Here is a 21,664-nt window from a genome sequence, read left to right on the forward strand (position 1 = left end):
TTATGCCTCTACCGTTTGAATTCGACTTCAGGAACCCTGATTACCAGATGGTTTTTGAATGGCGGATGGAACGCCTACAGCGCATTCGCCAGAACCCCGAAATGCTGCCAGCGCTAAAGCAGTTTTACCGCACCAACCCCGCCCAGTTCATCATCGACTGGGGTATGACGACAGACCCGCGTAACATCGATTATGGCCTGCCGGTCACCATCCCTTTTCTGCTGTTCCCGAAACAGGAAGAGTGGATTCACTGGATCATGGAGCGGCGCGAACGGCTGGAGAACGGCATCACCGAAAAGAGCCGCGAAATGGGGCTCAGCTGGACGGCGATCGGGCTGGCTTGCTCGCTCTGCCTCTTCAACAAAGAAATGGTCATTGGCTTCGGCTCCCGTAAAGAGGAATACGTCGACAGCACCGGTGACCCGAAGGCGCTGTTCTGGAAGGCGCGCAAATTCGTGGAAACGCTGCCCGTCGAGTTTCGCGGTTCGTGGGACGAGAAGAAGCACGCCCCGTACATGCGCGTTGAGTTTCCCGATACTGGCGCTGTCATCAAAGGCGAGGCTGGCGACAATATCGGGCGTGGTGACCGTACCACGCTCTACCTGGTGGATGAGGCTGCGTTCCTCCAGCGGCCCCTGCTGATTGATGCGGCGCTGTCGCAAACCACCCGCTGCCGTATCGACCTGAGCTCGGTTAACGGCATGGCGAACCCGTTCGCTCAGAAGCGTCACGGCGGGAAGATACCGGTATTCACATTCCACTGGCGAAGTGACCCGCGCAAGGATGAGGAGTGGTATCGCAGGGAATGCGAGAAAATCGACAATCCGGTGGTGGTGGCGCAGGAACTTGACCTGAACTACAGCGCATCAGCGGAAGGCGTCCTGATCCCGTCCGACTGGGTACAGGCTGCCGTCGACGCGCATATCAAGCTGGGCATTCAGCCAACGGGCAAACGACTGGGCGCGATGGACGTCGCCGACGAAGGCAGGGACAAAAACGCCTTTTCGACCCGTCACGGCTTCCTCCTGGAGAACGTGCGGGAATGGTCCGGCGTGGGAAGCGACATTTACCAGTCCGTTGAGAAGGTCTTCGGCTTTTGCGAACAGGACAACCTCGAAGAGTTTCGCTTCGACGAGGACGGTCTGGGCGCTGGCGTTCGCGGAGATGCGCGCGCCATCAACGAACTGCGCAACGCTGCGCGCCGACCGTCAATACTCGCCACACCGTTTCGCGGTAGCGGCGCAGTGTTTGATCCGGACGATGAAGCGGTGCGCGGCGACAATGGACAGGCCGCCCGCCTGAACAAGGACTTCTTCGCTAACGCCAAGGCCCAGAGCTGGTGGCGGTTACGCAAGCTTTTCCAGAACACCTATCGCGCCGTGGTTGAGGGAATGGCCTACAACCCGGACGAAATCATCTCAATCAGCAGCGCTATGGCGAGCAAAGACAAACTCATCATCGAGCTTTCTCAGCCGACCTACTCCATTAACGGTGTTGGGAAAATCGTTGTTGATAAACAGCCTGACGGCACCAAGTCGCCGAACCTCGCCGACTCGGTGATGATCAGCTACGCGCCAATGAATTCAGCCCTGAACATCTGGGAGCTGCTAGGGAGACAGGCCTGATGGCACGAAACAAGCAAGCCTCTCAGCGAACGGCGCAGGCCACCGCTGATGGCTATGAGAACTTTGTCGCCCGCGTGGGGATGCAGACGCCTAACCAGCATTCAGCATCGACCTACCGGGCGAACTTCACCAGCCGCAACCGCATGCTGGTGGAATGGTCCTATCGTTCGTCCTGGATCATCGGCGAAGCGGTCGACGCTATCCCGGACGATATGACCCGGAAAGGCATTCGCATCACTTCGGAGATTGACGCCAAAGACCGTGGCACCCTGGAAGCGCAGCTGGATGAGCTGCAGATCTGGGATGCGCTGAACGACGTGCTGAAATGGTCGCGTCTCTACGGCGGCGCGGTTGGCTTCATCATGATTGAGGGGCAGGCACCAATGACCCCGTTGCGGCTCGAAACCATTGGAGAAGGCAGGTTTAAGGGCATTCTCCCGCTCGACCGCTGGATGATTAACCCGGTGCTGGCCCGCCGCATTAAAGATATGGGGCCGGATCTCGGCAAACCTGAGTTTTACGACGTGGTGACCACTGCAACGGGCATCCCGGCCTGGCGCATCCATCACAGCCGCCTGATTCGCTTCGACGGGGTGACGCTGCCATTCCAGCAGAAGATGACCGAAAACGAATGGGGAATGTCGGTTGTAGAGCGTATCTGGGATCGGCTTACTGCGTTCGACAGCGCCACTGTCGGCGCGGCGCAGCTGGTCTACAAAGCGCATCTGCGGACCTACAAGGTGGAAAAACTTCGTGAGCTTATTGCGCTGGGAGGCCCGGCATTCGAGGCGCTGCTGAAAAACATTGATCTGATTCGCCAGTTTCAGAGCAATGAAGGTATGACGCTCATGGATGCCAAAGATACCTTCGAAACCCACCAGTACAGCTTCAGTGGTCTGGATGACATTCTTTCGCAGTTCGCTGAGCAGATTAGCGGTGCAGTCGGCATCCCGCTGGTACGCCTGTTCGGTCAGTCCCCGAAAGGCTTCTCTACTGGTGACGCAGACCTTGCCAACTATTACGACCGGGTGAGCTCATTGCAGGAGCGCCGCTTACGGCTGCCGATGCGCCGGATACTGGACATTATGCACCGCTCGGAACTCGGTAAACCGCTGCCGGACGATTTCACGTTTGAATTTAATCCGCTATGGCAAATGTCTGACGTTGACCGCTCAACGGTGGCCGTAAACACCACCAACGCGATCAGCACCGCGCTGGGCGACGGATTGATGACGCGTAAGGCGGCGATGACCGACCTGCGCGAAAACTCTGACGTCACCGGCATCGGGGCATCCATTACCGACAAGGACATAGAGAATGCCGAAGACGAAGCGCCGCCAGGCATCGGCGAACTTGGCGACAAACCGCCAGAGTCGCCAGGCGGAGATCCGATATCGAACGAGCCTACGGCAGATAGCGCGGGCGGTCGGGGATATCGTAAATGGACGCTACGATGGTTCAAACGATAGCGTCACCGAAATAATGGATGCGCTGGAGCGCTACAGCGAAATCATCACCCCCTGGGCGACGAAGGTTGCTGAGAACTTTACCGCCGACATTGCGCGCCAGAATGAAAAGCAGTGGCGTCAGCACAGCCGAAACATCAGCGCAGAGCTGCGCAACATGGTTGACCGCGCCCCGGTAGGCCAGGTGATGAGATCCATCGTTGCCGAGCAAATTAAGTACATCAAATCGCTACCTCTTGAGGCCGCCGATCGGGTGTATGACATTCAGAACAAAGCCATCGAGGCCGTTGTGACTGGTGGCCGCGCTGAGCCATTCGCGAAAGAGATAGCTGCGTCCGGTGACGTGTCACGCTCACGAGCGAACCTTATCGCCCGTACCGAGCTTGGACGCGCAACCGGAGCGCTGGATCAGGCGCGTGCGCTGTCAATCGGCTCGAATGGTTATATCTGGCGTACAGCCGAAGATGGCGACGTCCGGCACTCTCATCGTGAAATGGAGGGCAAGTTTGTCGAATGGGGCCGACCTCCAACGCTTGACGGCATGACCGGTCATGCTGGCGAGCTCCCGAACTGCCGCTGTTATAAAGAGATCGTCTTCCCCAACCCTCATTCTTATCTCGCCTGAATCGCAGGTAAACCATGAAATATTTTTTCAATACCCGGCTGGGGGAAACCCGCTATCAGCTGGCTGACGGCTCTCTGTTGTGCAAAGACGTGCCGATAGGTCGAACGGGTAAACAGCTCTACGGCGCTGCCGATCTGCCAAACCTCAAACCCGACAAGCTCGGTGAGATAGTCGTAACGCGCTCTCCTGAGCAGGTATTCCATCCGGCCACGCTCGCCTCATTTGAAGGGATGAGCATCACTATCCTGCATCCTGAAGATGAAAACGGGAATGTGCGGCTGGTAAATCCCGAGAACTGGAAAGAGCTTGCGGTCGGGCATCTTCAGAACGTGCGGCGAGGGACTGGTGACCAGTCTGATTTGATGCTGGCTGACCTTATCGTCAAAGACGAAAGCGCCATTCAGCTTATCGAAGATGGTCTGCGCGAAGTGTCGTGCGGCTATGACGCGGAGTACGAGCAGACCGAGCCAGGTAAAGCCGAGCAGGTCGATATTACCGGAAACCATGTGGCTCTTGTCCCTAAAGGCAGAGCCGGAAATCGTTGTGCAATTGGAGACAGAGACACAATGGCAAATCAAAAGAAAAGCTGGTGGACCCGCATGCGCACGGCCATCAAAACGGGTGACGCTGACACCATGAACGAACTGCTGGACTCTGCGCCAGCGGCGGTAACGGGTGATGAAGGGGATCTGCCCAGCGGCGTTAACCTCAACATTAACCTTTCACCGCAGCAACCATTGCCGGACAAAAAGCCGGAAATGGGCGGAGAGCCAACCGGCGACGGCGAGGACGATATCAAAACCTTGCTCAAAGCCCTGCTGGCTAAGCTGGAAGGAAATGCGACGGGTGATAACGCCAATAATCCTGGCGAAAATGATAACAAAAACCCAACCGGCGACGACGAGGACAAAGAAGAGGAAACCACGATTACCGGTGACTCTGCCTATCGTGCCGAGGTTATCGTCCCGGGTATCGATCTGAGCCGTAAGGTGAAACCGACCGCGTTCAAACGTGATGTGCTGGCTGCCGCTGACAAAACACTGGTTCGCCAGGTTGTCGGTGATGCGGATATCCGCAAATTGCCCAAGCAATCGGTCGATATGGCGTTTAACGCCGTGTCTGAGATTGCCAAAGGGCGAAACACTCGCACCACCACGGGCGATGCACAACGTCCAAATATGGGCATGACCAGCATCGCTTCCCTGAACAAACAAAACGCCGACTTCTGGTCTAACCGCAAAGGATAATCCAATGACTGCATATCTGTACCGGATGCCTGTTGGCATTGCCGGGGCTATCTCTCGCCCGCAGGACTTAACCGTCGAACCGGTGATCCTTAAATCCGCTAACGCCTTCGCTGCCTATGGTCTGGCCGGCAAATACGACGCTGACGGCTTTTTCGTGCCGCTGGCGGACGGTGACACCGCCGACAAGGTGAAGGGTATCTACGTTCGTCCGTATCCGACCACATCGCAGCCAGACATGGTTCGCCAGGTGGGGACGGATAAGAACTTCCCGGGCGACGCCATGAAGCGTGGCTACATGACCGTTAACCTTGGATCTGGCTTCGATGCCAGCACCATCAAAAAAGGCGCGCCTGTCTACGTGGTTGTTTCGCTCGACTCAACCATTGACGTGCCGCTGGGCGGCTTCATGTCCACGTCCGTCAGTGGCAAAAACGTGGCGCTGACCAACGCCGAATTCACAGGGGCCGGTGACGCTAACGGCAATGCAGAAATCTCCTGGAAGATTTAAGGAACAGACGAATGATTACTTTTGATCAGGCAACCGTTGATAGCTCTGGTGCCTTTCTCATCGGGGAGCTGGAGAGACTCGACCAGACGCTGAACCTGCCGCTGGTGGGTTACACCTGGACCCGCGACATTCAACTGCGTGAAGACGTTTCTATCGCAGATGACATTTCCAGCTGGACTAACACCAGCTTTGGCGCTGCGGGTACTGGCGCAAATCCGAACGGTAAAAACTGGGTAGGTAAAGACTCCACCGCTATTGCTGGCGTGAACGTTGATATCGGCAAAGACGGCAATCCGCTGAACCTCTGGGGAATGGAACTGGGCTGGACCGTTGTAGAGCTGGCAGCAGCTCAGCAGGTAGGTCGCCCGATTGATACCCAGAAGTACGACGGGATGCAGCTCAAATGGCAGATGGACAACGACGAGCAGGTTTACATTGGCGATGATGCGCTCGGCCTGAAAGGGCTGGCAAACCTTGTCGGTGTGACGCTGAACAATGCGCCGAAGACCTGGGCGAACTCCACCAACGACGAGATTCTTGATAGCGTGAACAGCATTCTGTCGAATGCCTGGGCAGCATCCGGTTATTCCGTCGTGCCTTCTGATCTGCGCATTCCGCCAGAGCAGTATTCACTGCTGGCGAGCCGTAAGGTTTCCGAAGCGGGTAACCAGTCACTGCTGACCTATCTGGCTGTGAACACTATCGCTTTCCACCAGAACGGCGTTCCGCTGGAAATCAAAGCGGTCAAATGGCTGAAAGGGCGCGGGGTTGGCGGTAAAGACCGTATGGTCGCCTACACCAACGACAAGAAATACGTGCGCTATCCGCTGGTGCCGTTGCAGAGCGTTCCTGTCCAGTATCGCGGTCTGTACCAGATTGCGACCTACTACGGCAAGCTCGGTGCGGTTGAGCCAGTGTACAAAGAAACCCTGTCCTACGTGGACGGTATCTGATAACCAGAACGGCCCCGAAAGGGGCCAGAAGGAAACTGAAAATGGCGAAAGAAAAGCTGGTTACCATCCATGTTCACACCCCGTTTACGCTGACGCTCGGCGATCAATCAAAACAGGAGTTTGGCCGGGGACGGCATAACGTACCGGAAGAGGTCGCGTCGCACTGGTTCACCCAGGCGCACTCTGAGCTTTCCGAAAGCGTGATTAGCGACACCGATGATCTGCAACCCATTATCGACAGCCTGCAAGCGCAGATTGCCGACAAAGATAAGCAGATTGTCGATAAAGATCAGCTGATTGCCGATCTGAAAGAAGCGCTGCTCAAACTGCAAGAGCAGAACGACAGCCTGCAAGCGCAGATTGCTGCCGCCCAGACTGGCGGCAATGGAGCAAAAGATGCCAAAGAATCAAAGCCTGCCAACAGTAAGTGATTTTCGCCGCGACTTCCCGCAGTTTGCTGACCCTGCCAAATATCCCGAAGCGCAAATCCAGTTTCGTCTGAATCTGGCCGATGTGCTGCTGAGCGAAAATGTCACCGGCAAAGAGTTGTTTCCGTACTTTGCCGAGTTGTTCGTGGCTCACTACATGACGCTATGGGCGGCAGATAGCCGGGCAATGCTGGTTGGCGGCCCGGGCGGTTCAACCAATGGTGTTCAATCCTCCAAGTCCGTTGACAAGGTAAGCGTCAGCTATGACACCAGCGCGACGCTAAACCCTGACGCAGGCTTCTGGAATAACACCCGATATGGCGCTGAATTTTATCAGCTGATCACGATGTTCGGTGCGGGCGGTCGCCAGCTATGAGTTTCAAAAGCGGTGTAACAACGAGGGTGGATAACGCTCAGGCCATTCTGGATGCGCTCAAATCCATCGGTAAAAAAGAAGTGCTGGTGGGCATCCCGGAAGAAGACAGCGAGCGTGAGGATGTTCCGTTTGGTAATGCCGGGATCGGTTACGTCAACGAATACGGCTCACCGGCGCAAAACATCCCCCCGCGCCCGCACCTGATCCCCGGCGTTAAATCGGTAGAGGAACAGACAGTGCCGCAGCTAAAAGCAGCGGCGCAGGCTGCGCTTGATGGTAATGCGGCGGGTGCGGAAAGAGCGCTCAACCGCGCCGGAACGCTGGCCGCTAATGGCGTCAGGCGTTACATGACTATTACCGGCTTTACACCGCTTGCTGATAGCACCGTTGAAGCTCGCGCGCGTCGAGGGCGTAAAGGGGCGAAAGCGGAGCTTGCCCGACGCGCTGCTGGCGAGTCCCCCGGAACCGATCTGGTGAAACCGCTAATCGACACCGGGCAATATCGCAGAGCCATTACCCATGTTGTGAGGGATAAAGATGCCGACTCTTGATGTAACAGACGTGCTTTTTGACCCCGACTTTTGCGACTTCAACCTGTGGGTAACGCGTCGTGCGCAAACGGTGGACGAGGACGGGATCGGTAGCGACAGCGAAGTTAAAACGCAGTTTGCCGGGGTTGTTACCGTTGACCGCTCTCTGGAAAACCGCCGCATGCAGGCCGGGCAGGTTATCAGCGGCGCGATTCTTATCGTGACAACTGAGCGGCTGACACAGGGGCAGACTGGCCGTGATGCCGATATCGTGACGTATCAGAACCGTGATTATCGTGTGACGTTCGTCGACCCGTATACCGCTTACGGTGCTGGCTTCGTCCAGGCGCATTGCGAACTGTTGCCGTTTGATGGGGGTACTCCCGTTGAGCAATAACACCAGCACAGAGCGCGGCTGGCTGACACCCACCAGCGGCGATCCGGATTATGACGAAGCGCTAGACAGGCTGTTAAGCCAGTGGATGCGCAATGTTTCCGGCTTGCCTTCGGGGATGGTTCGCCCGCGCTGGCAGAAAGATCAGCCGCCACTGCTACCCGTTGAAACGAACTGGTGCGCGTTCGGCGTTACCGGATGGCCCATTGATAACAGTCCTGCATTCACCAGGCAGACCGATGAGGGCGCTCAGCTCTGGCGGCATGAAACGTTTGAGTGCATGGCGTCGTTCTATGGCCCGGCTGGTATGTCTTATGCGTCCCGTTTTCGCGATGGCATATCTGTGCCGCAAAATAATGCTGAACTGAATGCGCTTGGTTTGTCCCTGGGCGACTACACCGGTCTGACCCCTTTCCCCGAACTTATCAACCAGCAATGGGTTCGCCGCTACGACATGACGGTGCGCCTGCGCCGGAAGGTTGTGCGCGAGTACGGCATTAAATCGCTGGTGGAAGCGCCAGTCACCTTTTTTGGAGAATAAACTATGACGCAGGGCTTACCTGTATCCAACGTTGTAAACGTTGATGTGATCATCTCGCCGAAAGCGGCTACTGGTCGTAACTTCGGCGCGCTGCTGATCCTCGGTTCTTCCACTGTCATTCCGGTGCAGGAGCGCGTTCGCCTCTATGCGTCCGTTGAGGACATTGGCGAGGATTTCGGAGTCGACAGCCCGGAATATGAAGCGGCGCAGGTTTTCTTCAGCCAGTCGCCGAAGCCGACGCAGGTTTATGTTGGCCGCTGGGCGAAGACGCTGACCTCTTCCGAAGGTGGAAGCGTGGAAACCATTGTGCAAGCTGTTAATGCCTGCCTGCAATATACCAACTGGTATGGGCTGGTTGTCGCTGATGATGTTGCTGATGGCGATGATGTGCTTGATGCTGCCGACGTGATTGAGGTTGCTAAACTCATCGAAGCGTCCAGCCTGAGCCGCATTTTCGGGGTAACCTCTGCCGACGCCGAGATTATCAATACGACCTCGACGACCGATGTTGCGTCAAAATTAAAGGCTGGTAAGTATTCTCGGACCTTTATTCAGTATTCCACCAGCAGCCCTTATGCTGCGGTTTCAGCTTTTGGTCGCGCGTTTACCGTCAATTTCAACGGCAGCAATACCACGATTACCCTGAAATTCAAACAGGAACCGAGCGTAACCTACGAAACGCTGACGGTAGGACAGGCGGCGGCTGTGGATGCGAAGAATGCGAACGTGTTCGTGTACTACGCCAACGACACGGCGATCCTGCAACAGGGTGTTATGGCGAACGGAGACTTCTTCGACGAGCGCCACGGGCTCGACTGGTTGCAGAACTACGTTCAGACCAACCTCTATAACCTGCTTTACACCAGTACCACCAAAATTCCGCAGACTGATGCTGGTGTGACCCGTCTTCTTTCCGACGTTGAACAGTCCATGGATCAGTCCGTCACGAACGGTCTGGTAGCGGCTGGCGTGTGGAATGGTGGCCCTATCGGACAACTGAATTCCGGCGATACGCTGACCAAAGGCTATTACGTGTATGCACAGCCGCTGGTGCAGCAGGCACAGGCCGACCGCGAAGCGCGCAAAGCACCGTTAATTCAGGTGGCCTGTAAGCTGGCTGGCGCAGTTCATTATGCCGATGTGCAGATCAACGTGGTTCGCTAAGGAGCGATAAATGGCAACTTATTCTTTTCTCGATGTAACCGCGTCGCTCACCGGGCCGACCGGCGTTATCGATCTTGGTCAGGGTTCTGCGAACTCTGAGGAAGGTATCACCCAGACCATGGGCGGCAACAAGAACACCATGACCATCGGTGCCGATGGCGAAGTGATGCACAGCCTGCACGCCGACAAGTCAGGCACCATTACGGTAACGCTGCTGAAAACCTCCCCCGTGAACAAGAAGCTGTCTCTGGCGTATAACGCGCAAAGCCAGTCCTCTGCCACCTGGGGCAATAACGTGATCGTCATTCGCAACACGGCATCTGGTGATATCTCTACTGCGCGTTCGTGTGCATTCCAGAAACAGCCTGATTTCAATAATGCCAAAGAGGGCGGAACCGTCGCCTGGGTATTCGACTGCGGCAAGATTGACCAGCTGCTCGGGGAGTTTTAACGCATGGAATTCGAAATTAAGGGCGTGAAATATCGCACTGCAAAACTCAGTGTTTTCGAACAACTGAAGGTGTCACGCAAGCTGTTGCCGGTGCTGGCCGGGATGGTTTCTGACTTCCGGAGCGTTCAGGAGAAGATCAGCAGCAAAGATACCGAAGGCGCGATGGCTACCATCCTGCCAAAGATTGCCAATGCTGTGTCCGATCTGAGCGATGGAGACGTGGACGCTATCCTGTTTCCCTGCCTTTCCGTAGTTTCACGCGAGCACATGAAAGGCTGGGTGCCGGTATGCCAGCATGGCGAAATGGCGTTTGACGATATCGACCTGCTGACCATGCTGCAACTGGTGGCGCGGGTGGTCGCCGACTCTCTGGGAAATTTTTTGCAAGGACTCCCTACCAGCGAGACGCCCACCCCGCCAGCGGAATAACCTTCAACAGCCTGCCGGGCGGTGAAGATTTTATTCTTCGTCCGGCGCTAGCCTTCCATATTGACCAGAAAGACCTTAACAGCGGTGCGGTAGACCTCTGCCGCATCGCGCTTCTCAATGACTACCTCGACATGCGCGAGGATAACGACGCCCGGGTAGATAAATGGAGAGCGGCCAATGAGCGGTAACGCAGATACGATTAAAGACTTCCTTGTTTCGCTGGGGTTCGATATCGATCAGGCTGGCGCTAATAAGTTTGAAGCAGTGCTGAAAGGCGTTACCGCGAATGTTCTGAAGGTCGGCGCGGTGGTGGAAGGCGCAGCGCTGAGCATTGTTGGGTTTACCACCCAGATCGCGAATGGTCTGGATAAGATTTACTGGGCATCCCAACGGACGGGGGCCAGCGTCCAAGGCATCAAAGCGCTGGGCTATGCCGCATCGCAAACCGGTGCCAGCGCCGAGTCGGCCATGTCCTCCCTTGAAGGACTGGCTGGTTTCATGCGTAGCAATCCGGGGGCGGAGGGCTTCCTGAACCGTCTGGGCGTACAGACCCGCGATGTCAGCGGAAAGATGCGTGATACTGCCGCCATCTTTACTGGCGTTGGGCAAAAGCTCAACAACATGCCGTATTACCGCGCGAAGCAATACGCGCAGATGCTCGGCATCGATGAAAACACGCTGATGGCGATGCGGCGCGGCATGAATGGCTTTACCGCCGATTACCAGTCTATGCTGCAAAAGACGGGGTTCAACGCTGATAAGGCAGCCGTTCAGTCCAACAAATTCATGACGTCCATGCGCGGGCTTACGTCGCTGTTCGGCATTATGCGGGACAAGATCGGCTCAAACCTCGCTGGTGGTCTTGCTGGTTCGCTGGACAGCCTGCGGCGGCGCATCCTCGACAACTTCCCGAAGATTGAGGAAACGCTGACCAAAGTCATTAAAGGCGTGATCTGGCTTGCGAACGCATTCACACGAATGGCGTGGCGGGTGATTCAGGCCGCTGGTTCTGTCATTGAATGGTGGAAAAAGCTGGACGATGGCAGCAAAAAGTTCCTGATGACCATCGGCGCAATCCTCATCGCTTGGCGTTTGCTCAATGCTGCATTTCTGAAATCACCTATCGGCCTGATCACCACGCTGATTCTGGCGATCGGATTACTCTATGACGATTACCAGACGTGGAAAGAGGGCGGTAAAAGCCTGATTGACTGGTCTAAGTGGCAGCCAGAGATTGAGCAAGCAAAAAAGGTATTTAAATGGTTACGCGATAAGTTTCTGGAGCTCAAGGACAACCTGGGCGGCTGGAAAAATACGCTCACCATCCTGTTTGGCTTTCTGGCCGGTGCGAAGCTGGTCTCCATGCTCACGGGTATCGGGCGACTTGTCGCCGGATTTATGGGGCTCGGTAAGGCAATCGGCGGTTCTATTGGTGGGCTGGGTAAGCTGGCGCAGGGGATCGCGCAGCTGGCAATCAAGAATCCCTGGTTGCTTATGTTCATTCCTGCCAACAATACGCCGACCACCAGCGAAGAAATGGCATCGATTGGCGGTATAGGTAGCAATATCGTACCCGAAAGGCAGCAGGCATATGAGGCGCTGAGAAAGGAAAACCCTGGCAAAGACTTTTTCACTGATGAGCAAATCCAGCGAAAAATTCAGGAGATGGGACTGGAGCCAGAGCAGCGAGCGCAGTCTGTTAAGCGACCTCAGGCGACAGCCCAGGGCAAGGTATTGCTCGACTGGATGGGGCCAATGTTCAATAAACTGGAGTCGCTTTATCAGCTGCCAGCTGGCCTGTTGAAAAGCGTGGCGATCACCGAGTCGGGTGGTAACCAGTTCGCCATGTCCGGCGCAGGCGCGAAAGGACTGTTTCAATTTATGGATGGCACGGCGCGCGACATGGGCCTGCGTGGGAATGATGTATTCGACCCGGAAAAGTCAGCTCAGGCAGCCGCTAAGTACCTCAGCCAGCTGTTGCGGCAGAACGGCGGAGACCTTAGCAAAGCACTGGCTTCATATAACTGGGGGATCGGCAACGTTCAGCGCTATGGCATGGGGCTGATGCCGCAGGAAACGCGCAACTACATTCCGAAAGTGATGAGCAATATGCCCACCAGCGCCCCGGTGATTCAGCAGGAAACGAATATTAACATCCACGGCGTTTCCGATCCGCGCGAGGCTGCCCGTTTGACTGTTGACCGTCAGAAGGGCGTGAATTCACAGTTAACCCAGCAACTCCCCGCAGGACCGAGATAATGGATATTTTATCAGCGATTTTTCGCCAGCAATCCCGGCGAATTGGCCTGCTGATCCCCAGCGTGGTCGTCTCCGAAAAGCATTCTGATGCGCTCGAAATTACTGAGCACCCGGTGGAGAAGCCAACAACTAACAGCGCGTCGGGCTTTATCGCCGATCATGCGTACAAGCGCCCCAGTGAAGTCACAATGGAATGCGGCTTCGCTGGTGGTGGTTCGTTGCTGGACTTCATTGATACATCGTCAATCGGCCTCAGTGCCGGACTGAGCCCCAAAGAGACCTATCAGCAACTGCTGGATCTCCAGTCCTCCCGAGTGCCGTTCGATGTGGTGACCGGAAAGCGGGTGTACAGCAATATGCTGGTGCGAGCCATTGAGGTGACAACGGACAAAACCAGCGAGAACGTGCTGAACTGCACGCTTACCCTGCGCGAAGTGATCATGTCGCAAACGCAGAGCGTTAGCGTTGCTGATAAATCAGATATGCAGGATGGCGTCAGTACATCGGCAGTGCAGAATTCCGGGACGAAATCCACGACACCGCCAAATGAATCGCTTCTCAGCAGCATCGTCACAGGCGGTCAGCGCCTTGCCGGAGGGTGATATGCAGTTTAACGAAATACCGCTTTCTCCTGACAATCAGCAGTTCCGCGTCTTGCTGGGCAATACCACGTATACGCTAAGGATCATCTGGCGTGATGCGGCTGGCTGGATCATGGACGTGATGGATAGCGGCGGCGATGCGCTGCTCTCTGGCCTACCTCTACTGACCGGCGTGAACCTATTGCGACAATATCCACAGCTTGGCATTGATGGCGCGCTGGTGGTAGCGACCGATAAGGGAGCACCAGACGAGCCCACCAAAACCAACCTCGGCACATACAGCCACCTCATTTTCGTACAGGAGTAGAAATGTCTCTTAACTGGATGCGCCATTTTGAGCTGCAATTGTTGGACCAGAACGGGCAGGGCGTTTCCCTGTCTGACTTTAAGGTCACGTTCCAGATCGAGTGGGCAGACACACGCTGGCCGCGCGTGGCGAACGTGAAAATTTACAACCTTTCGACCGATACCACGAACAAGATACTGGGGCAGGAATTTGCCAAAATTCGCATCATTGCCGGATATGACGGTATAGCGCCGGATGTTGATGCGAGCCAGGTTGGTGTCGCCAGGGAGATTTCACCAGACCAGATAGGGCAGGTGAACGGTCAGAACTACGGCCTGATTTTTGACGGTGATATTCGCTTCACCGTCACCGGGAAGGACAACATTACGGATTCGTGGGTGTTGATTCAGGCCATTGGTGATCATGAAGCGTTCCTTTATGCGACTACCATCACCACGCTTGCAGCTGGTTATACCGTTGCGGATCTGCACCGGGCGACGATGCAGGATTTCAACGCGTTCGGCGTGACACAGGGCATTACCGGCGATTTTCCTGATACCGTGTTTCCTCGTGGCCGCGCGATTTACTCATCCACCCGTAACGTGATGGATAATATTGCTGCGCAGTGCAAAGCGACATGGCAGCTGGTGGATGGTCAGGTCCAGATGGTGCCAGAGGATAAATATATTCACGAAGCCATTGTGTTGAATGCCGATACTGGCCTGATCGGTATGCCGCAACAGACGATGGGCGGCGGCGTAAACGTGCGGTGCCTGATAAACCCAAACATCCGCATTAATGGTCTTATCCAGCTCGATCAGGCTTCGGTGTACCGCGCCGCGCTCGGCAATAGCGAAATCGCTCAGTCGCCCGGGCGCATCACCGAAACAGAAGAGAACGGCAACCGTGTGTTGACCGGCACAACGTCACAAGCTGCCAGCATTGCGACAGATGGCGTTTATATCGTCAAAGCTATCGACTATACTGGCGACACCAGAGGTCAGGCGTGGTACATGGATTTGATGTGCTTTGCGCGTGGCGCTCGTGATCTGATTAGCCAGGCGACTATAGCTCGTTCAGGAGGAGGTTGAGTGTATAAGAACATGAATGGACTTCGATACAGTGTGATTTTCCTGTCGGTGCTGCTCGTTTCTGGATGCGCAAATGCAGGCTTCAATTCTGATAAGAATGTTAGTTACAAAAAACGCCCCGGGTGGCAGCCAATTTTAATCTTATCGGCAGACGATTGCCAAACATGGCAATCGAAAGGTAAGTCGCTTATCGACTGGAGTGGGGAATCTTGCGGTCCCGAAGGGTTGATTAAGGCGATTAATAAAAAACCAGAGATGATCCCTATTTTTTATGCTGCATATCATGAGTACGGTACCGGTGGCGTTGGGGCTATCGATGTAAGAGATAATTCCCCGCTAAATTACCTTAACTTTGAAAATAACTTAGCTAAAAATCTTTCATCATTAACTGTAATATCAAAGATATATGATGACTACACCATTGACAGAAAACCAATGGGTCTTGCAGAGGTTTCACGTGAGGTTTTTGTTAAGAGGCTAAATGATTTTTCTTTGCAGCAGCCTGCTATCTATCAAAAGATGAATGATGTAGCGAAGGCCGATTATGAGAAAAGCAAAAAAGCACACAGCAACGAAAAACTTGGTGTGAACTACAAGACTACTTGTGGGCCTTATACGATAGACCTGTCGTCTGCTGATGGTTGGGCCAGAATTAATGGCGTGAAACCAGAGACGCAAAAAATTACTCCAATTGGTACTGGTGGCAGCACAAACCGTGAGCCGGATAACGTCAAAATGGAGTGGATGGTCGATACTGACCAACTTGGCCGGTGGGTAGGGCTCGAGTACATCAAGCGCAACGGCAAAGCCATTCTCAACGCTCAGTGGCTGCAAGCCAGCATGAATGCGCCGCGTCAATACGCAACATACGACTGCGTGAAGGTGAAGTAGTACCAAAACCTTGATGCTTCGACTCAAATTGTGCTTTGTTTGTTTTCGTTTTTTAGTGTTAAGCATTACACTGCAGTTACTCTTTCGTGGTTACTTTTCGCTATTCGCAATTTCAACGCAGCAGGAATAACAATTACATGACACAAGCCCAGCTAAAATCTGGCGCTCTGATTGAGGAACTTACACCTTCACTGATCAAAGGTGAGCTTTTGATTAATGAAATGGATGTTCGCAGAATCATCAGGGAAGCCAAGAGGATTCCTGAGAGATATCAAGGACTCTCGATTGAAGGACTGGCTAGGATTACCTTGGGTCAAATTGAGGATGGGTGCGAGCTTTGTGAAAGGGCTCTATCGTTGGCACCAAACGATCCTGTTTCATTATGCAACTATACGATTGCGCTTCGTAACAAAGGTTTACATCTCAAACAAAACGAACTTTTGGCTGCAGCTGTTAATTCGCGCAATCCAAAAATTCTTTATGACATCGTTGCGAATGCGACCTATTGGGCTGATATCAGAACCTTAAATAGGGCTTTGCCTATGCTTATTGCGATGAATTTGCCATCAAGTGTTGATCTTCACGAAGGCTTAGACACCATCAAATATTATGAAAAACATGAGTGGAGGGTGGACGATATGACGTCTATCGGCAAACTTATGATGGCTATTTCAGACAAGCATAGGTTACGTCTTGCTGCTTCACAAATGCTAGATATTAACTCTGAACTTAATGCGTTAGTCATTGAAGTAAAAACAGAAGATCCAGTTTTTATATCCATGCTGAATGATGAGTTGACCAATGAAATTTTGGCTGCTGGTTTAGCAAACTCTGAGTGCGTTGGATATTTTGAAGCAGGAGACTTCTGATGCCAGTTTTGCATACCTGTTTTTTAGAGATAGCGAAAGATTCGCTAGAAAGAAACGGGGAGTTATGGACGCGCAATGCAATTAGTCGGGCATACTATGGCTTGTATCATTCTGCATTAAGAATGACGGACAACATGACACCTCAGTACAGCAAGGATGGCGAAAAATTGCCAGGTGGCTCACACATGCGTTTTTATTTAGCCTGCTGTAGTGGGGAAGCTGCAACCATCAAAAATCTTGATGTCCAGAAGGTAATGAAAATTGGCGTTAAACTCAAAATGCTTCACGCCCAAAGAGTGAGCGCAGATTATAAACTTGATAGAAAAATCAATAGAATAACTGCATTAAGCACGCTAAATGATGTTGAAGAAGCCAATGCAATAATTGACGATCTACTAGGTAGCAATGAAAGTTCTCTAATTGCCTAATCATTTATCTAATCACTTAACCCGCCTCCGAGCGGGTTTTTTTATGGGTTTTTTATGCCAATTCCAACTCAATCACAGATCGGCGGCGAGCAGCAGACCGCGCAGGCCATTGCCGATTCGGTGTCTACCCAGATGCGCGTAGCGATGCCCGGCATCATTCAGTCGTTCGATCCTGATACTGTTACCTGCACCGTAGAGGTGGCGCTTCGCGGTATTGTTGGCGATGGCTCCACCGAATTAAAACCACTGGTGGATGTGCCGGTTATCTTCCCGCGTGGCGGAGGTTGCACGCTGACCTTTCCGGTTAAAGAAGGCGACGAGTGCCTGCTGATCTTTGCCGACCGTTGCATCGATTTCTGGTGGCAGAGCGGCGGCGTTCAGGAGACCGTCGACCCGCGCCAGCATGACTTATCTGACGCATTCGCCATCGTTGGCCCGCAGTCACAAGCACAGAAAATCAGCGGTATCAGTACCAGCGCCGCGCAGCTGAGAACCGATGATGGTGCGGCGTTTGTAGAAGTCGCCGCAGGACATAACATCACAATTAAAACACCGGGCCAGCTTACAGCTACGGCTGAAGGTGGAACGACAATCACATCCCCGACTATCACGCTGAACGGCAACGTAACGATTAATGGCAACTTGTCTCAGGGAATGGGCGAAAGCGGCGGTACTGCGACGATGCTTGGTCCGGTGACGGTAACGAATGACGTAACAGCTTCTGGTATCAGTGTCGCCACGCATAAACATGGCGGAGTACAGACTGGCGGGGGAACTACCGGAGGACCGCAATAATGCGATACCGTCGCGAAGATGCTGAAGGTGATTACACTTTCGGCCAGGGTGACGATACTTTCCTTATCGACAGTCCGGAATGTGTCGCTCAGGCAGTAAAAACCCGTTTCGAGCTGTGGCGCGGTCAGTGGTTTCTCGACCTGACGGAAGGCACGCCGTATGTTCAGTCGGTGCTTGGGAAACAACGATCTGACGTCTACATCCTGGCTATACGCGAACGCATACAGGGCACGCCTGGCGTTCTGTCGATTCTTTCCTTCGATACCAATTATGATGGCACCAGCCGTCGCGTCACTTTCACTTCCTCCATTGACACAATCTACGGTCAGACAACTGTAACAAGCGAGGCATAAATGGCTTTGAACCTCGACACGCTGGGGCTATCGGCAACGGTAACCGCCCAGGGGATTAGTGCGCCTGATTACCAGACAATCCTCGATACACTGACCAGCTATTTCAGGCAGATTTACGGTAGTGATGCCTACCTCGAACCAGACAGCAAAGACGGGCAGATGGTCGCGCTCGTGGCTCTTGCCGTGCATGACGCTAACAATACCGCTATCGAGATCTACAACTCTTTTTCACCGACGACAGCGCAGGCCGCAGCGCTTAGCAGCAATGTGAAAATTAACGGGATCACGCGAAAGGTAGCGACAAACTCTACTGCTGACCTTCTGTTAACCGGTACGGCGGGCACGACTATCACGAATGGCTCTGCACGGGATAAAAACGGCATTATCTGGAATTTTCCCGCAAGCGTATCGATCGGCGTTGACGGCACTGTGCTGGTGACGGCCACATGTGCGAATAGCGGTTCTGTCGCGGCGCTGGCCGGGTCGATTACCACTATCAACACGCCGACCCGTGGATGGGCATCGGTAACCAACCCTGCGGCGGCCACCGTAGGCGCACCGGCTGAAACCGACGCAGAGCTGCGCATCAGGCAGGGGCAAAGCGTAGCGCTACCATCCCTCACACCGTTTGAAGGTGTCGACGGTGCGATCGCCAACGTTGCAGGCGTGACACGTCATAAACTCTACGAGAATGATACTGGTTCCACCGACAGCAACGGGCTACCGCCTCATTCCATTTCCGCCATCGTTGATGGAGGTGATGTTACCGAGATAGCCCAGACAATCCGGGGAAACAAAGGGCAGGGAACAGCCACCTACGGGACAACATCTGTCACGGTGCCGGACACCTACGGTAACCCACACGTGATCAGCTTTTCTAGGTCTACTGATGTGCCAATTTATGGACATATCACCCTGAAGGCATTCACCGGCTACACGTCGCAAATTGGCGTACAGATTCAGCAGGCCGTCGCGGATTACATCAACGGGCTGACGATCGGCGACGATGTGCTGCTGAGCAGGATTTATTCTCCGGCGAACCTCGGTGTGGTGAGTGGTGGCAACGCGCGCTACTACGACATACAGGAGCTGCTGATTGGCAAATCAGCCGGTAGCGTGGCGGCGGCAAACATCATCATCGCCTACAACGAATCTGCGTCGTGTAAGCCTGAAAACATTGTTCTAACGGTGACGTCATGAGCAAGTACACGGACCTAATCACCAACTATCACGCCACTAAGCCCAGATTCTTTGATCACGTCGACCTGAGCACGCGGCCACTGATTGATATCACTGGTGCCACCCGGGGGCTGGTAAGCGCATTCGATATTGATACCGCTGTCGGTGTCCAGCTCGATACGCTCGGCCTCTGGATTGGTCGCAGTCGAATCGTCAGCCAGCCTATAAGCGGCGTTTATTTCAGCTGGGACACCGACGGGCTCGGGTATGACCAGGGTGTATGGCAAGGCCCGTATGATCCAGATGCAGGCTATACCACGCTGAGCGACGAAACCTACCGCATCGTTCTTAAGGCGAAAATCGCTATCAATAACTGGGACGGTCGGAATGACTCGTTACCTCCCATCCTTGACGCTGCGACCGCAGGCTCTGGCCTGAAGATGCAAATCGTCGACAACCAGGACATGACGATCTCGGTCTGGGTTTTTCCCGAGACTGATATTTCTGATGTGTCTCTCGAACTGATCGCCGCTATCAAGCAGGGCTATCTCACCGTTAAAGCTGCTGGCGTATGGGCCGGTGATGTTGAAACGCCCTCGGTAGAAGCACCATCCGAGGGTTCTAAATTCTTTGGGTTTGATATGGATAACGAATACATCGGCGGTTTCGATGTTGGAGCATGGGGGACAATACTCTAATGGCAACAAATAATTTTAAAGCGTTCGCGCTTGATCCTAACGCTAACGTCACCTCACAGGCTGACTGGGAATCACTTCCCGCTCTGCTCTCAGGATTCACGGCGGGCAAAGCATCCAGTGCACAGGTAAACAAAGCAATTCGTCAGGCCAGTTTTATCGCTGCCGCGATTGCTCAGTATGTGGTAAACAAAACGAATCAGGATGTCCTGGATAACGGGAATATTAACGGATTTATTAATCAATTTATCGCTGCACTTGCAGAAAGCCCCAACTTTACCGGCGTGCCAACAGTACCAGATACTCATACAGGTAATTACGGTGAGCAAGCTGCAAACACAAAATTTGTTCGTGATGTGGTGAATGAGCTAATTGATAATGCTCCATCCGGACTTAATACATTAAGAGAACTGGCAGCAGCAATTAATAATGACCCTTCGTTTTATTTATCTGTTAATAATGCTATATCAGGGAAATTAGCAAAAAGCCAGAACGGTGCTGATATACCTGATGCAGCAACATTCAGAGCGAATATCGGTGTGAAGTCTGCGGGCGTGCGCGATGTAGGAACTGGGGCGAATCAGATACCAGATATGTCATCATTTGGGATATCCACATCAGCGAACGGATGGTGCAAACTACCGAATGGTCTAATTATTCAATGGGGAAGAGGAGGGCCGTTAACCCCCGCATCTCCAGATAACTCCGTCAGCTTTAATATTTCGTTCCCGAATGAATGCTTATTCATCACCGAGCACGACCTCAATAATGCCGCAACCATGACCATGGTTCAGTTAGGATATGTAACCACAACTGGTTTTTCGGCATATAACCTTGGTCAACTGAACCGGAGCGCTCCTTCAGGGTTGCAACCTGTTATCTCAGCATATGTACAATGGATCGCAATAGGATATTGAAATGGGAAATTACTTTTATAGTGCAAAGAAAAACGCGTTTTACCCTGTGTCTCTGGAGGATGCCTATCGCGCGGCAAACTCCTGGCCTGAGGATGGCGTAGAGGTTGATGATTCTGTTTATCTTGAATACTCAGCAACGCCGCCTGAGGGTAAGGTTAGGGTGGCAAAAGACGGAGTGCCGTCGTGGGCTGATATTCCACCGCCAACGCATGAAGAACTAGTTGCCTCTGCCAATACTGAAAAACAAAAGAGGATTGATCAGGCTAACGACTATATGAACAGTAAGCAGTGGCCAGGGAAGGCAGCAATGGGGCGACTGAAAGATACCGAAAAAACGCAGTACAACGCGTGGCTTGATTATCTGGATGAACTGGAAACGGTTGATACTTCTACCGCTCCTGATATCAAATGGCCTACGCCACCAGCGGCTTAGTCTCATTTTGGCGATGTGCCAGATTTGTGTCATACATGGTAAATCGCCTTTCTCTTTCTTACATCATGTGCCATTGAGTTGCCTGATGTGAATGCGGCAATGTGTATGTAAAACAGTTAGTTAAATGTG

At 53.5% G+C, this 21,664-nt stretch carries 28 protein-coding genes; all 28 read left to right on the forward strand.

The annotated features are described in order from the left end of the window. Nucleotides 1-2 precede the first annotated feature (2 nt). The 28 genes from KGP24_RS04770 (at nt 3) to KGP24_RS04905 (ending at nt 21,535) form a co-directional block, all read left to right on the forward strand. Complete coding sequence (locus KGP24_RS04770) at nt 3-1,625, forward strand: TerL protein (RefSeq protein ID WP_223562529.1); 1,623 nt, start codon at nt 3-5, stop codon at nt 1,623-1,625. Then, a complete protein-coding gene (locus KGP24_RS04775) occupies nt 1,625-3,094 on the forward strand; it encodes a DUF1073 domain-containing protein (protein WP_223562530.1) in 1,470 nt (489 codons plus the stop codon). Before KGP24_RS04770 ends, KGP24_RS04775 begins: the two co-directional genes overlap by 1 nt. A gap of 13 nt (nt 3,095-3,107) precedes the next feature. Beyond that, nucleotides 3,108-3,716 (forward strand): phage minor head protein, encoded by a 609-nt coding sequence (locus tag KGP24_RS04780; protein WP_223562531.1) that lies wholly within the window; start codon nt 3,108-3,110, stop codon nt 3,714-3,716. A gap of 14 nt (nt 3,717-3,730) precedes the next feature. After that, entirely contained in the window at nt 3,731-4,963 is a 1,233-nt protein-coding gene (locus KGP24_RS04785) for a DUF2213 domain-containing protein (protein WP_223562532.1), read from the forward strand. Nucleotides 4,964-4,967: 4 nt separating this feature from the next. Beyond that, a complete protein-coding gene (locus tag KGP24_RS04790) occupies nt 4,968-5,471 on the forward strand; it encodes a hypothetical protein (RefSeq protein ID WP_006120173.1) in 504 nt (167 codons plus the stop codon). A gap of 11 nt (nt 5,472-5,482) precedes the next feature. Beyond that, a complete protein-coding gene (locus KGP24_RS04795; protein ID WP_032238374.1) occupies nt 5,483-6,424 on the forward strand; it encodes a DUF2184 domain-containing protein in 942 nt (313 codons plus the stop codon). Nucleotides 6,425-6,465: 41 nt separating this feature from the next. After that, nucleotides 6,466-6,855 carry a hypothetical protein gene (locus tag KGP24_RS04800; protein ID WP_006120171.1) on the forward strand — a complete coding sequence of 130 codons (390 nt, stop codon included), beginning with the start codon at nt 6,466-6,468 and terminating at the stop codon, nt 6,853-6,855. Further along, nucleotides 6,821-7,228, forward strand: coding sequence for a DUF4054 domain-containing protein (locus tag KGP24_RS04805; RefSeq protein ID WP_021241727.1), 408 nt, complete (start codon nt 6,821-6,823; stop codon nt 7,226-7,228). Before KGP24_RS04800 ends, KGP24_RS04805 begins: the two co-directional genes overlap by 35 nt. Further along, complete coding sequence (locus KGP24_RS04810; protein WP_063448666.1) at nt 7,225-7,779, forward strand: hypothetical protein; 555 nt, start codon at nt 7,225-7,227, stop codon at nt 7,777-7,779. Before KGP24_RS04805 ends, KGP24_RS04810 begins: the two co-directional genes overlap by 4 nt. Beyond that, complete coding sequence (locus KGP24_RS04815; RefSeq protein WP_001142474.1) at nt 7,766-8,155, forward strand: hypothetical protein; 390 nt, start codon at nt 7,766-7,768, stop codon at nt 8,153-8,155. The genes KGP24_RS04810 and KGP24_RS04815 overlap by 14 nt, the downstream gene beginning before the upstream one ends. Next, a complete protein-coding gene (locus KGP24_RS04820; protein ID WP_129609878.1) occupies nt 8,130-8,693 on the forward strand; it encodes a hypothetical protein in 564 nt (187 codons plus the stop codon). The genes KGP24_RS04815 and KGP24_RS04820 overlap by 26 nt, the downstream gene beginning before the upstream one ends. Before the next feature lie 3 nt (nt 8,694-8,696). After that, the gene (locus KGP24_RS04825) at nt 8,697-9,857 is read left to right on the forward strand and encodes a DUF3383 family protein (protein ID WP_223562533.1); all 1,161 of its coding nucleotides are present in this window, start codon (nt 8,697-8,699) and stop codon (nt 9,855-9,857) included. A gap of 10 nt (nt 9,858-9,867) precedes the next feature. Beyond that, the gene (locus KGP24_RS04830) at nt 9,868-10,308 is read left to right on the forward strand and encodes a DUF3277 family protein (protein WP_000257257.1); all 441 of its coding nucleotides are present in this window, start codon (nt 9,868-9,870) and stop codon (nt 10,306-10,308) included. Nucleotides 10,309-10,311: 3 nt separating this feature from the next. Continuing rightward, complete coding sequence (locus tag KGP24_RS04835; protein WP_000393957.1) at nt 10,312-10,737, forward strand: phage tail assembly chaperone; 426 nt, start codon at nt 10,312-10,314, stop codon at nt 10,735-10,737. 59 nt (nt 10,738-10,796) lie between these two features. Next, nucleotides 10,797-10,925, forward strand: coding sequence for a lytic transglycosylase (locus tag KGP24_RS04840; protein ID WP_085980100.1), 129 nt, complete (start codon nt 10,797-10,799; stop codon nt 10,923-10,925). After that, nucleotides 10,915-12,996 (forward strand): lytic transglycosylase domain-containing protein, encoded by a 2,082-nt coding sequence (locus tag KGP24_RS04845; RefSeq protein ID WP_223562534.1) that lies wholly within the window; start codon nt 10,915-10,917, stop codon nt 12,994-12,996. The genes KGP24_RS04840 and KGP24_RS04845 overlap by 11 nt, the downstream gene beginning before the upstream one ends. Further along, nucleotides 12,996-13,598, forward strand: a complete 603-nt coding sequence (locus KGP24_RS04850) for a phage baseplate protein (protein WP_223562535.1) — start codon at nt 12,996-12,998, stop codon at nt 13,596-13,598. Before KGP24_RS04845 ends, KGP24_RS04850 begins: the two co-directional genes overlap by 1 nt. Before the next feature lies 1 nt (nt 13,599). Further along, the gene (locus tag KGP24_RS04855) at nt 13,600-13,905 is read left to right on the forward strand and encodes a hypothetical protein (RefSeq protein ID WP_223562536.1); all 306 of its coding nucleotides are present in this window, start codon (nt 13,600-13,602) and stop codon (nt 13,903-13,905) included. A 2-nt stretch (nt 13,906-13,907) separates the two neighbouring features. Beyond that, nucleotides 13,908-14,975, forward strand: coding sequence for a hypothetical protein (locus tag KGP24_RS04860; protein WP_063249830.1), 1,068 nt, complete (start codon nt 13,908-13,910; stop codon nt 14,973-14,975). Between the two features lie 585 nt (nt 14,976-15,560). After that, on the forward strand, nt 15,561-15,866 hold the full coding sequence (locus KGP24_RS04865) for a hypothetical protein (RefSeq protein ID WP_223563453.1): 306 nt from the start codon (nt 15,561-15,563) through the stop codon (nt 15,864-15,866). A gap of 137 nt (nt 15,867-16,003) precedes the next feature. After that, the gene (locus KGP24_RS04870) at nt 16,004-16,735 is read left to right on the forward strand and encodes a hypothetical protein (RefSeq protein ID WP_223562537.1); all 732 of its coding nucleotides are present in this window, start codon (nt 16,004-16,006) and stop codon (nt 16,733-16,735) included. Further along, nucleotides 16,735-17,163: a hypothetical protein gene (locus KGP24_RS04875; RefSeq protein ID WP_223562538.1), complete on the forward strand. Its 429-nt coding sequence runs from the start codon at nt 16,735-16,737 to the stop codon at nt 17,161-17,163. Before KGP24_RS04870 ends, KGP24_RS04875 begins: the two co-directional genes overlap by 1 nt. A 54-nt stretch (nt 17,164-17,217) precedes the next feature. Continuing rightward, complete coding sequence (locus tag KGP24_RS04880) at nt 17,218-17,958, forward strand: phage baseplate assembly protein V (protein ID WP_048219596.1); 741 nt, start codon at nt 17,218-17,220, stop codon at nt 17,956-17,958. Further along, nucleotides 17,958-18,311 (forward strand): hypothetical protein, encoded by a 354-nt coding sequence (locus tag KGP24_RS04885; RefSeq protein WP_223562539.1) that lies wholly within the window; start codon nt 17,958-17,960, stop codon nt 18,309-18,311. Before KGP24_RS04880 ends, KGP24_RS04885 begins: the two co-directional genes overlap by 1 nt. Continuing rightward, the gene (locus KGP24_RS04890; protein ID WP_223562540.1) at nt 18,312-19,511 is read left to right on the forward strand and encodes a baseplate J/gp47 family protein; all 1,200 of its coding nucleotides are present in this window, start codon (nt 18,312-18,314) and stop codon (nt 19,509-19,511) included. Continuing rightward, nucleotides 19,508-20,188, forward strand: a complete 681-nt coding sequence (locus KGP24_RS04895) for a DUF2612 domain-containing protein (protein ID WP_223562541.1) — start codon at nt 19,508-19,510, stop codon at nt 20,186-20,188. Before KGP24_RS04890 ends, KGP24_RS04895 begins: the two co-directional genes overlap by 4 nt. Further along, nucleotides 20,188-21,102: a phage tail protein gene (locus KGP24_RS04900; protein WP_223562542.1), complete on the forward strand. Its 915-nt coding sequence runs from the start codon at nt 20,188-20,190 to the stop codon at nt 21,100-21,102. Before KGP24_RS04895 ends, KGP24_RS04900 begins: the two co-directional genes overlap by 1 nt. A 1-nt stretch (nt 21,103) precedes the next feature. Further along, a complete protein-coding gene (locus tag KGP24_RS04905; RefSeq protein ID WP_223562543.1) occupies nt 21,104-21,535 on the forward strand; it encodes a tail fiber assembly protein in 432 nt (143 codons plus the stop codon). Nucleotides 21,536-21,664: the final 129 nt, after the last annotated feature.

Source organism: Enterobacter sp. JBIWA008 (genome assembly GCF_019968765.1).
In the GTDB taxonomy this organism is placed as follows: Bacteria; Pseudomonadota; Gammaproteobacteria; order Enterobacterales; family Enterobacteriaceae; genus Enterobacter.

Bases quoted from the DNA above. Each gene is read 5' to 3' on its own strand.
- KGP24_RS04770 (WP_223562529.1), top strand. From the start codon at position 3: ATGCCTCTACCGTTTGAATTCGACTTCAGGAACCCTGATTACCAGATG.
- KGP24_RS04775 (WP_223562530.1), top strand. From the start codon at position 1,625: ATGGCACGAAACAAGCAAGCCTCTCAGCGAACGGCGCAGGCCACCGCT.
- KGP24_RS04780 (WP_223562531.1), top strand. From the start codon at position 3,108: ATGGATGCGCTGGAGCGCTACAGCGAAATCATCACCCCCTGGGCGACG.
- KGP24_RS04785 (WP_223562532.1), top strand. From the start codon at position 3,731: ATGAAATATTTTTTCAATACCCGGCTGGGGGAAACCCGCTATCAGCTG.
- KGP24_RS04790 (WP_006120173.1), top strand. From the start codon at position 4,968: ATGACTGCATATCTGTACCGGATGCCTGTTGGCATTGCCGGGGCTATC.
- KGP24_RS04795 (WP_032238374.1), top strand. From the start codon at position 5,483: ATGATTACTTTTGATCAGGCAACCGTTGATAGCTCTGGTGCCTTTCTC.
- KGP24_RS04800 (WP_006120171.1), top strand. From the start codon at position 6,466: ATGGCGAAAGAAAAGCTGGTTACCATCCATGTTCACACCCCGTTTACG.
- KGP24_RS04805 (WP_021241727.1), top strand. From the start codon at position 6,821: ATGCCAAAGAATCAAAGCCTGCCAACAGTAAGTGATTTTCGCCGCGAC.
- KGP24_RS04810 (WP_063448666.1), top strand. From the start codon at position 7,225: ATGAGTTTCAAAAGCGGTGTAACAACGAGGGTGGATAACGCTCAGGCC.
- KGP24_RS04815 (WP_001142474.1), top strand. From the start codon at position 7,766: ATGCCGACTCTTGATGTAACAGACGTGCTTTTTGACCCCGACTTTTGC.
- KGP24_RS04820 (WP_129609878.1), top strand. From the start codon at position 8,130: ATGGGGGTACTCCCGTTGAGCAATAACACCAGCACAGAGCGCGGCTGG.
- KGP24_RS04825 (WP_223562533.1), top strand. From the start codon at position 8,697: ATGACGCAGGGCTTACCTGTATCCAACGTTGTAAACGTTGATGTGATC.
- KGP24_RS04830 (WP_000257257.1), top strand. From the start codon at position 9,868: ATGGCAACTTATTCTTTTCTCGATGTAACCGCGTCGCTCACCGGGCCG.
- KGP24_RS04835 (WP_000393957.1), top strand. From the start codon at position 10,312: ATGGAATTCGAAATTAAGGGCGTGAAATATCGCACTGCAAAACTCAGT.
- KGP24_RS04845 (WP_223562534.1), top strand. From the start codon at position 10,915: ATGAGCGGTAACGCAGATACGATTAAAGACTTCCTTGTTTCGCTGGGG.
- KGP24_RS04850 (WP_223562535.1), top strand. From the start codon at position 12,996: ATGGATATTTTATCAGCGATTTTTCGCCAGCAATCCCGGCGAATTGGC.
- KGP24_RS04855 (WP_223562536.1), top strand. From the start codon at position 13,600: ATGCAGTTTAACGAAATACCGCTTTCTCCTGACAATCAGCAGTTCCGC.
- KGP24_RS04860 (WP_063249830.1), top strand. From the start codon at position 13,908: ATGTCTCTTAACTGGATGCGCCATTTTGAGCTGCAATTGTTGGACCAG.
- KGP24_RS04870 (WP_223562537.1), top strand. From the start codon at position 16,004: ATGACACAAGCCCAGCTAAAATCTGGCGCTCTGATTGAGGAACTTACA.
- KGP24_RS04875 (WP_223562538.1), top strand. From the start codon at position 16,735: ATGCCAGTTTTGCATACCTGTTTTTTAGAGATAGCGAAAGATTCGCTA.
- KGP24_RS04880 (WP_048219596.1), top strand. From the start codon at position 17,218: ATGCCAATTCCAACTCAATCACAGATCGGCGGCGAGCAGCAGACCGCG.
- KGP24_RS04885 (WP_223562539.1), top strand. From the start codon at position 17,958: ATGCGATACCGTCGCGAAGATGCTGAAGGTGATTACACTTTCGGCCAG.
- KGP24_RS04890 (WP_223562540.1), top strand. From the start codon at position 18,312: ATGGCTTTGAACCTCGACACGCTGGGGCTATCGGCAACGGTAACCGCC.
- KGP24_RS04895 (WP_223562541.1), top strand. From the start codon at position 19,508: ATGAGCAAGTACACGGACCTAATCACCAACTATCACGCCACTAAGCCC.
- KGP24_RS04900 (WP_223562542.1), top strand. From the start codon at position 20,188: ATGGCAACAAATAATTTTAAAGCGTTCGCGCTTGATCCTAACGCTAAC.
- KGP24_RS04905 (WP_223562543.1), top strand. From the start codon at position 21,104: ATGGGAAATTACTTTTATAGTGCAAAGAAAAACGCGTTTTACCCTGTG.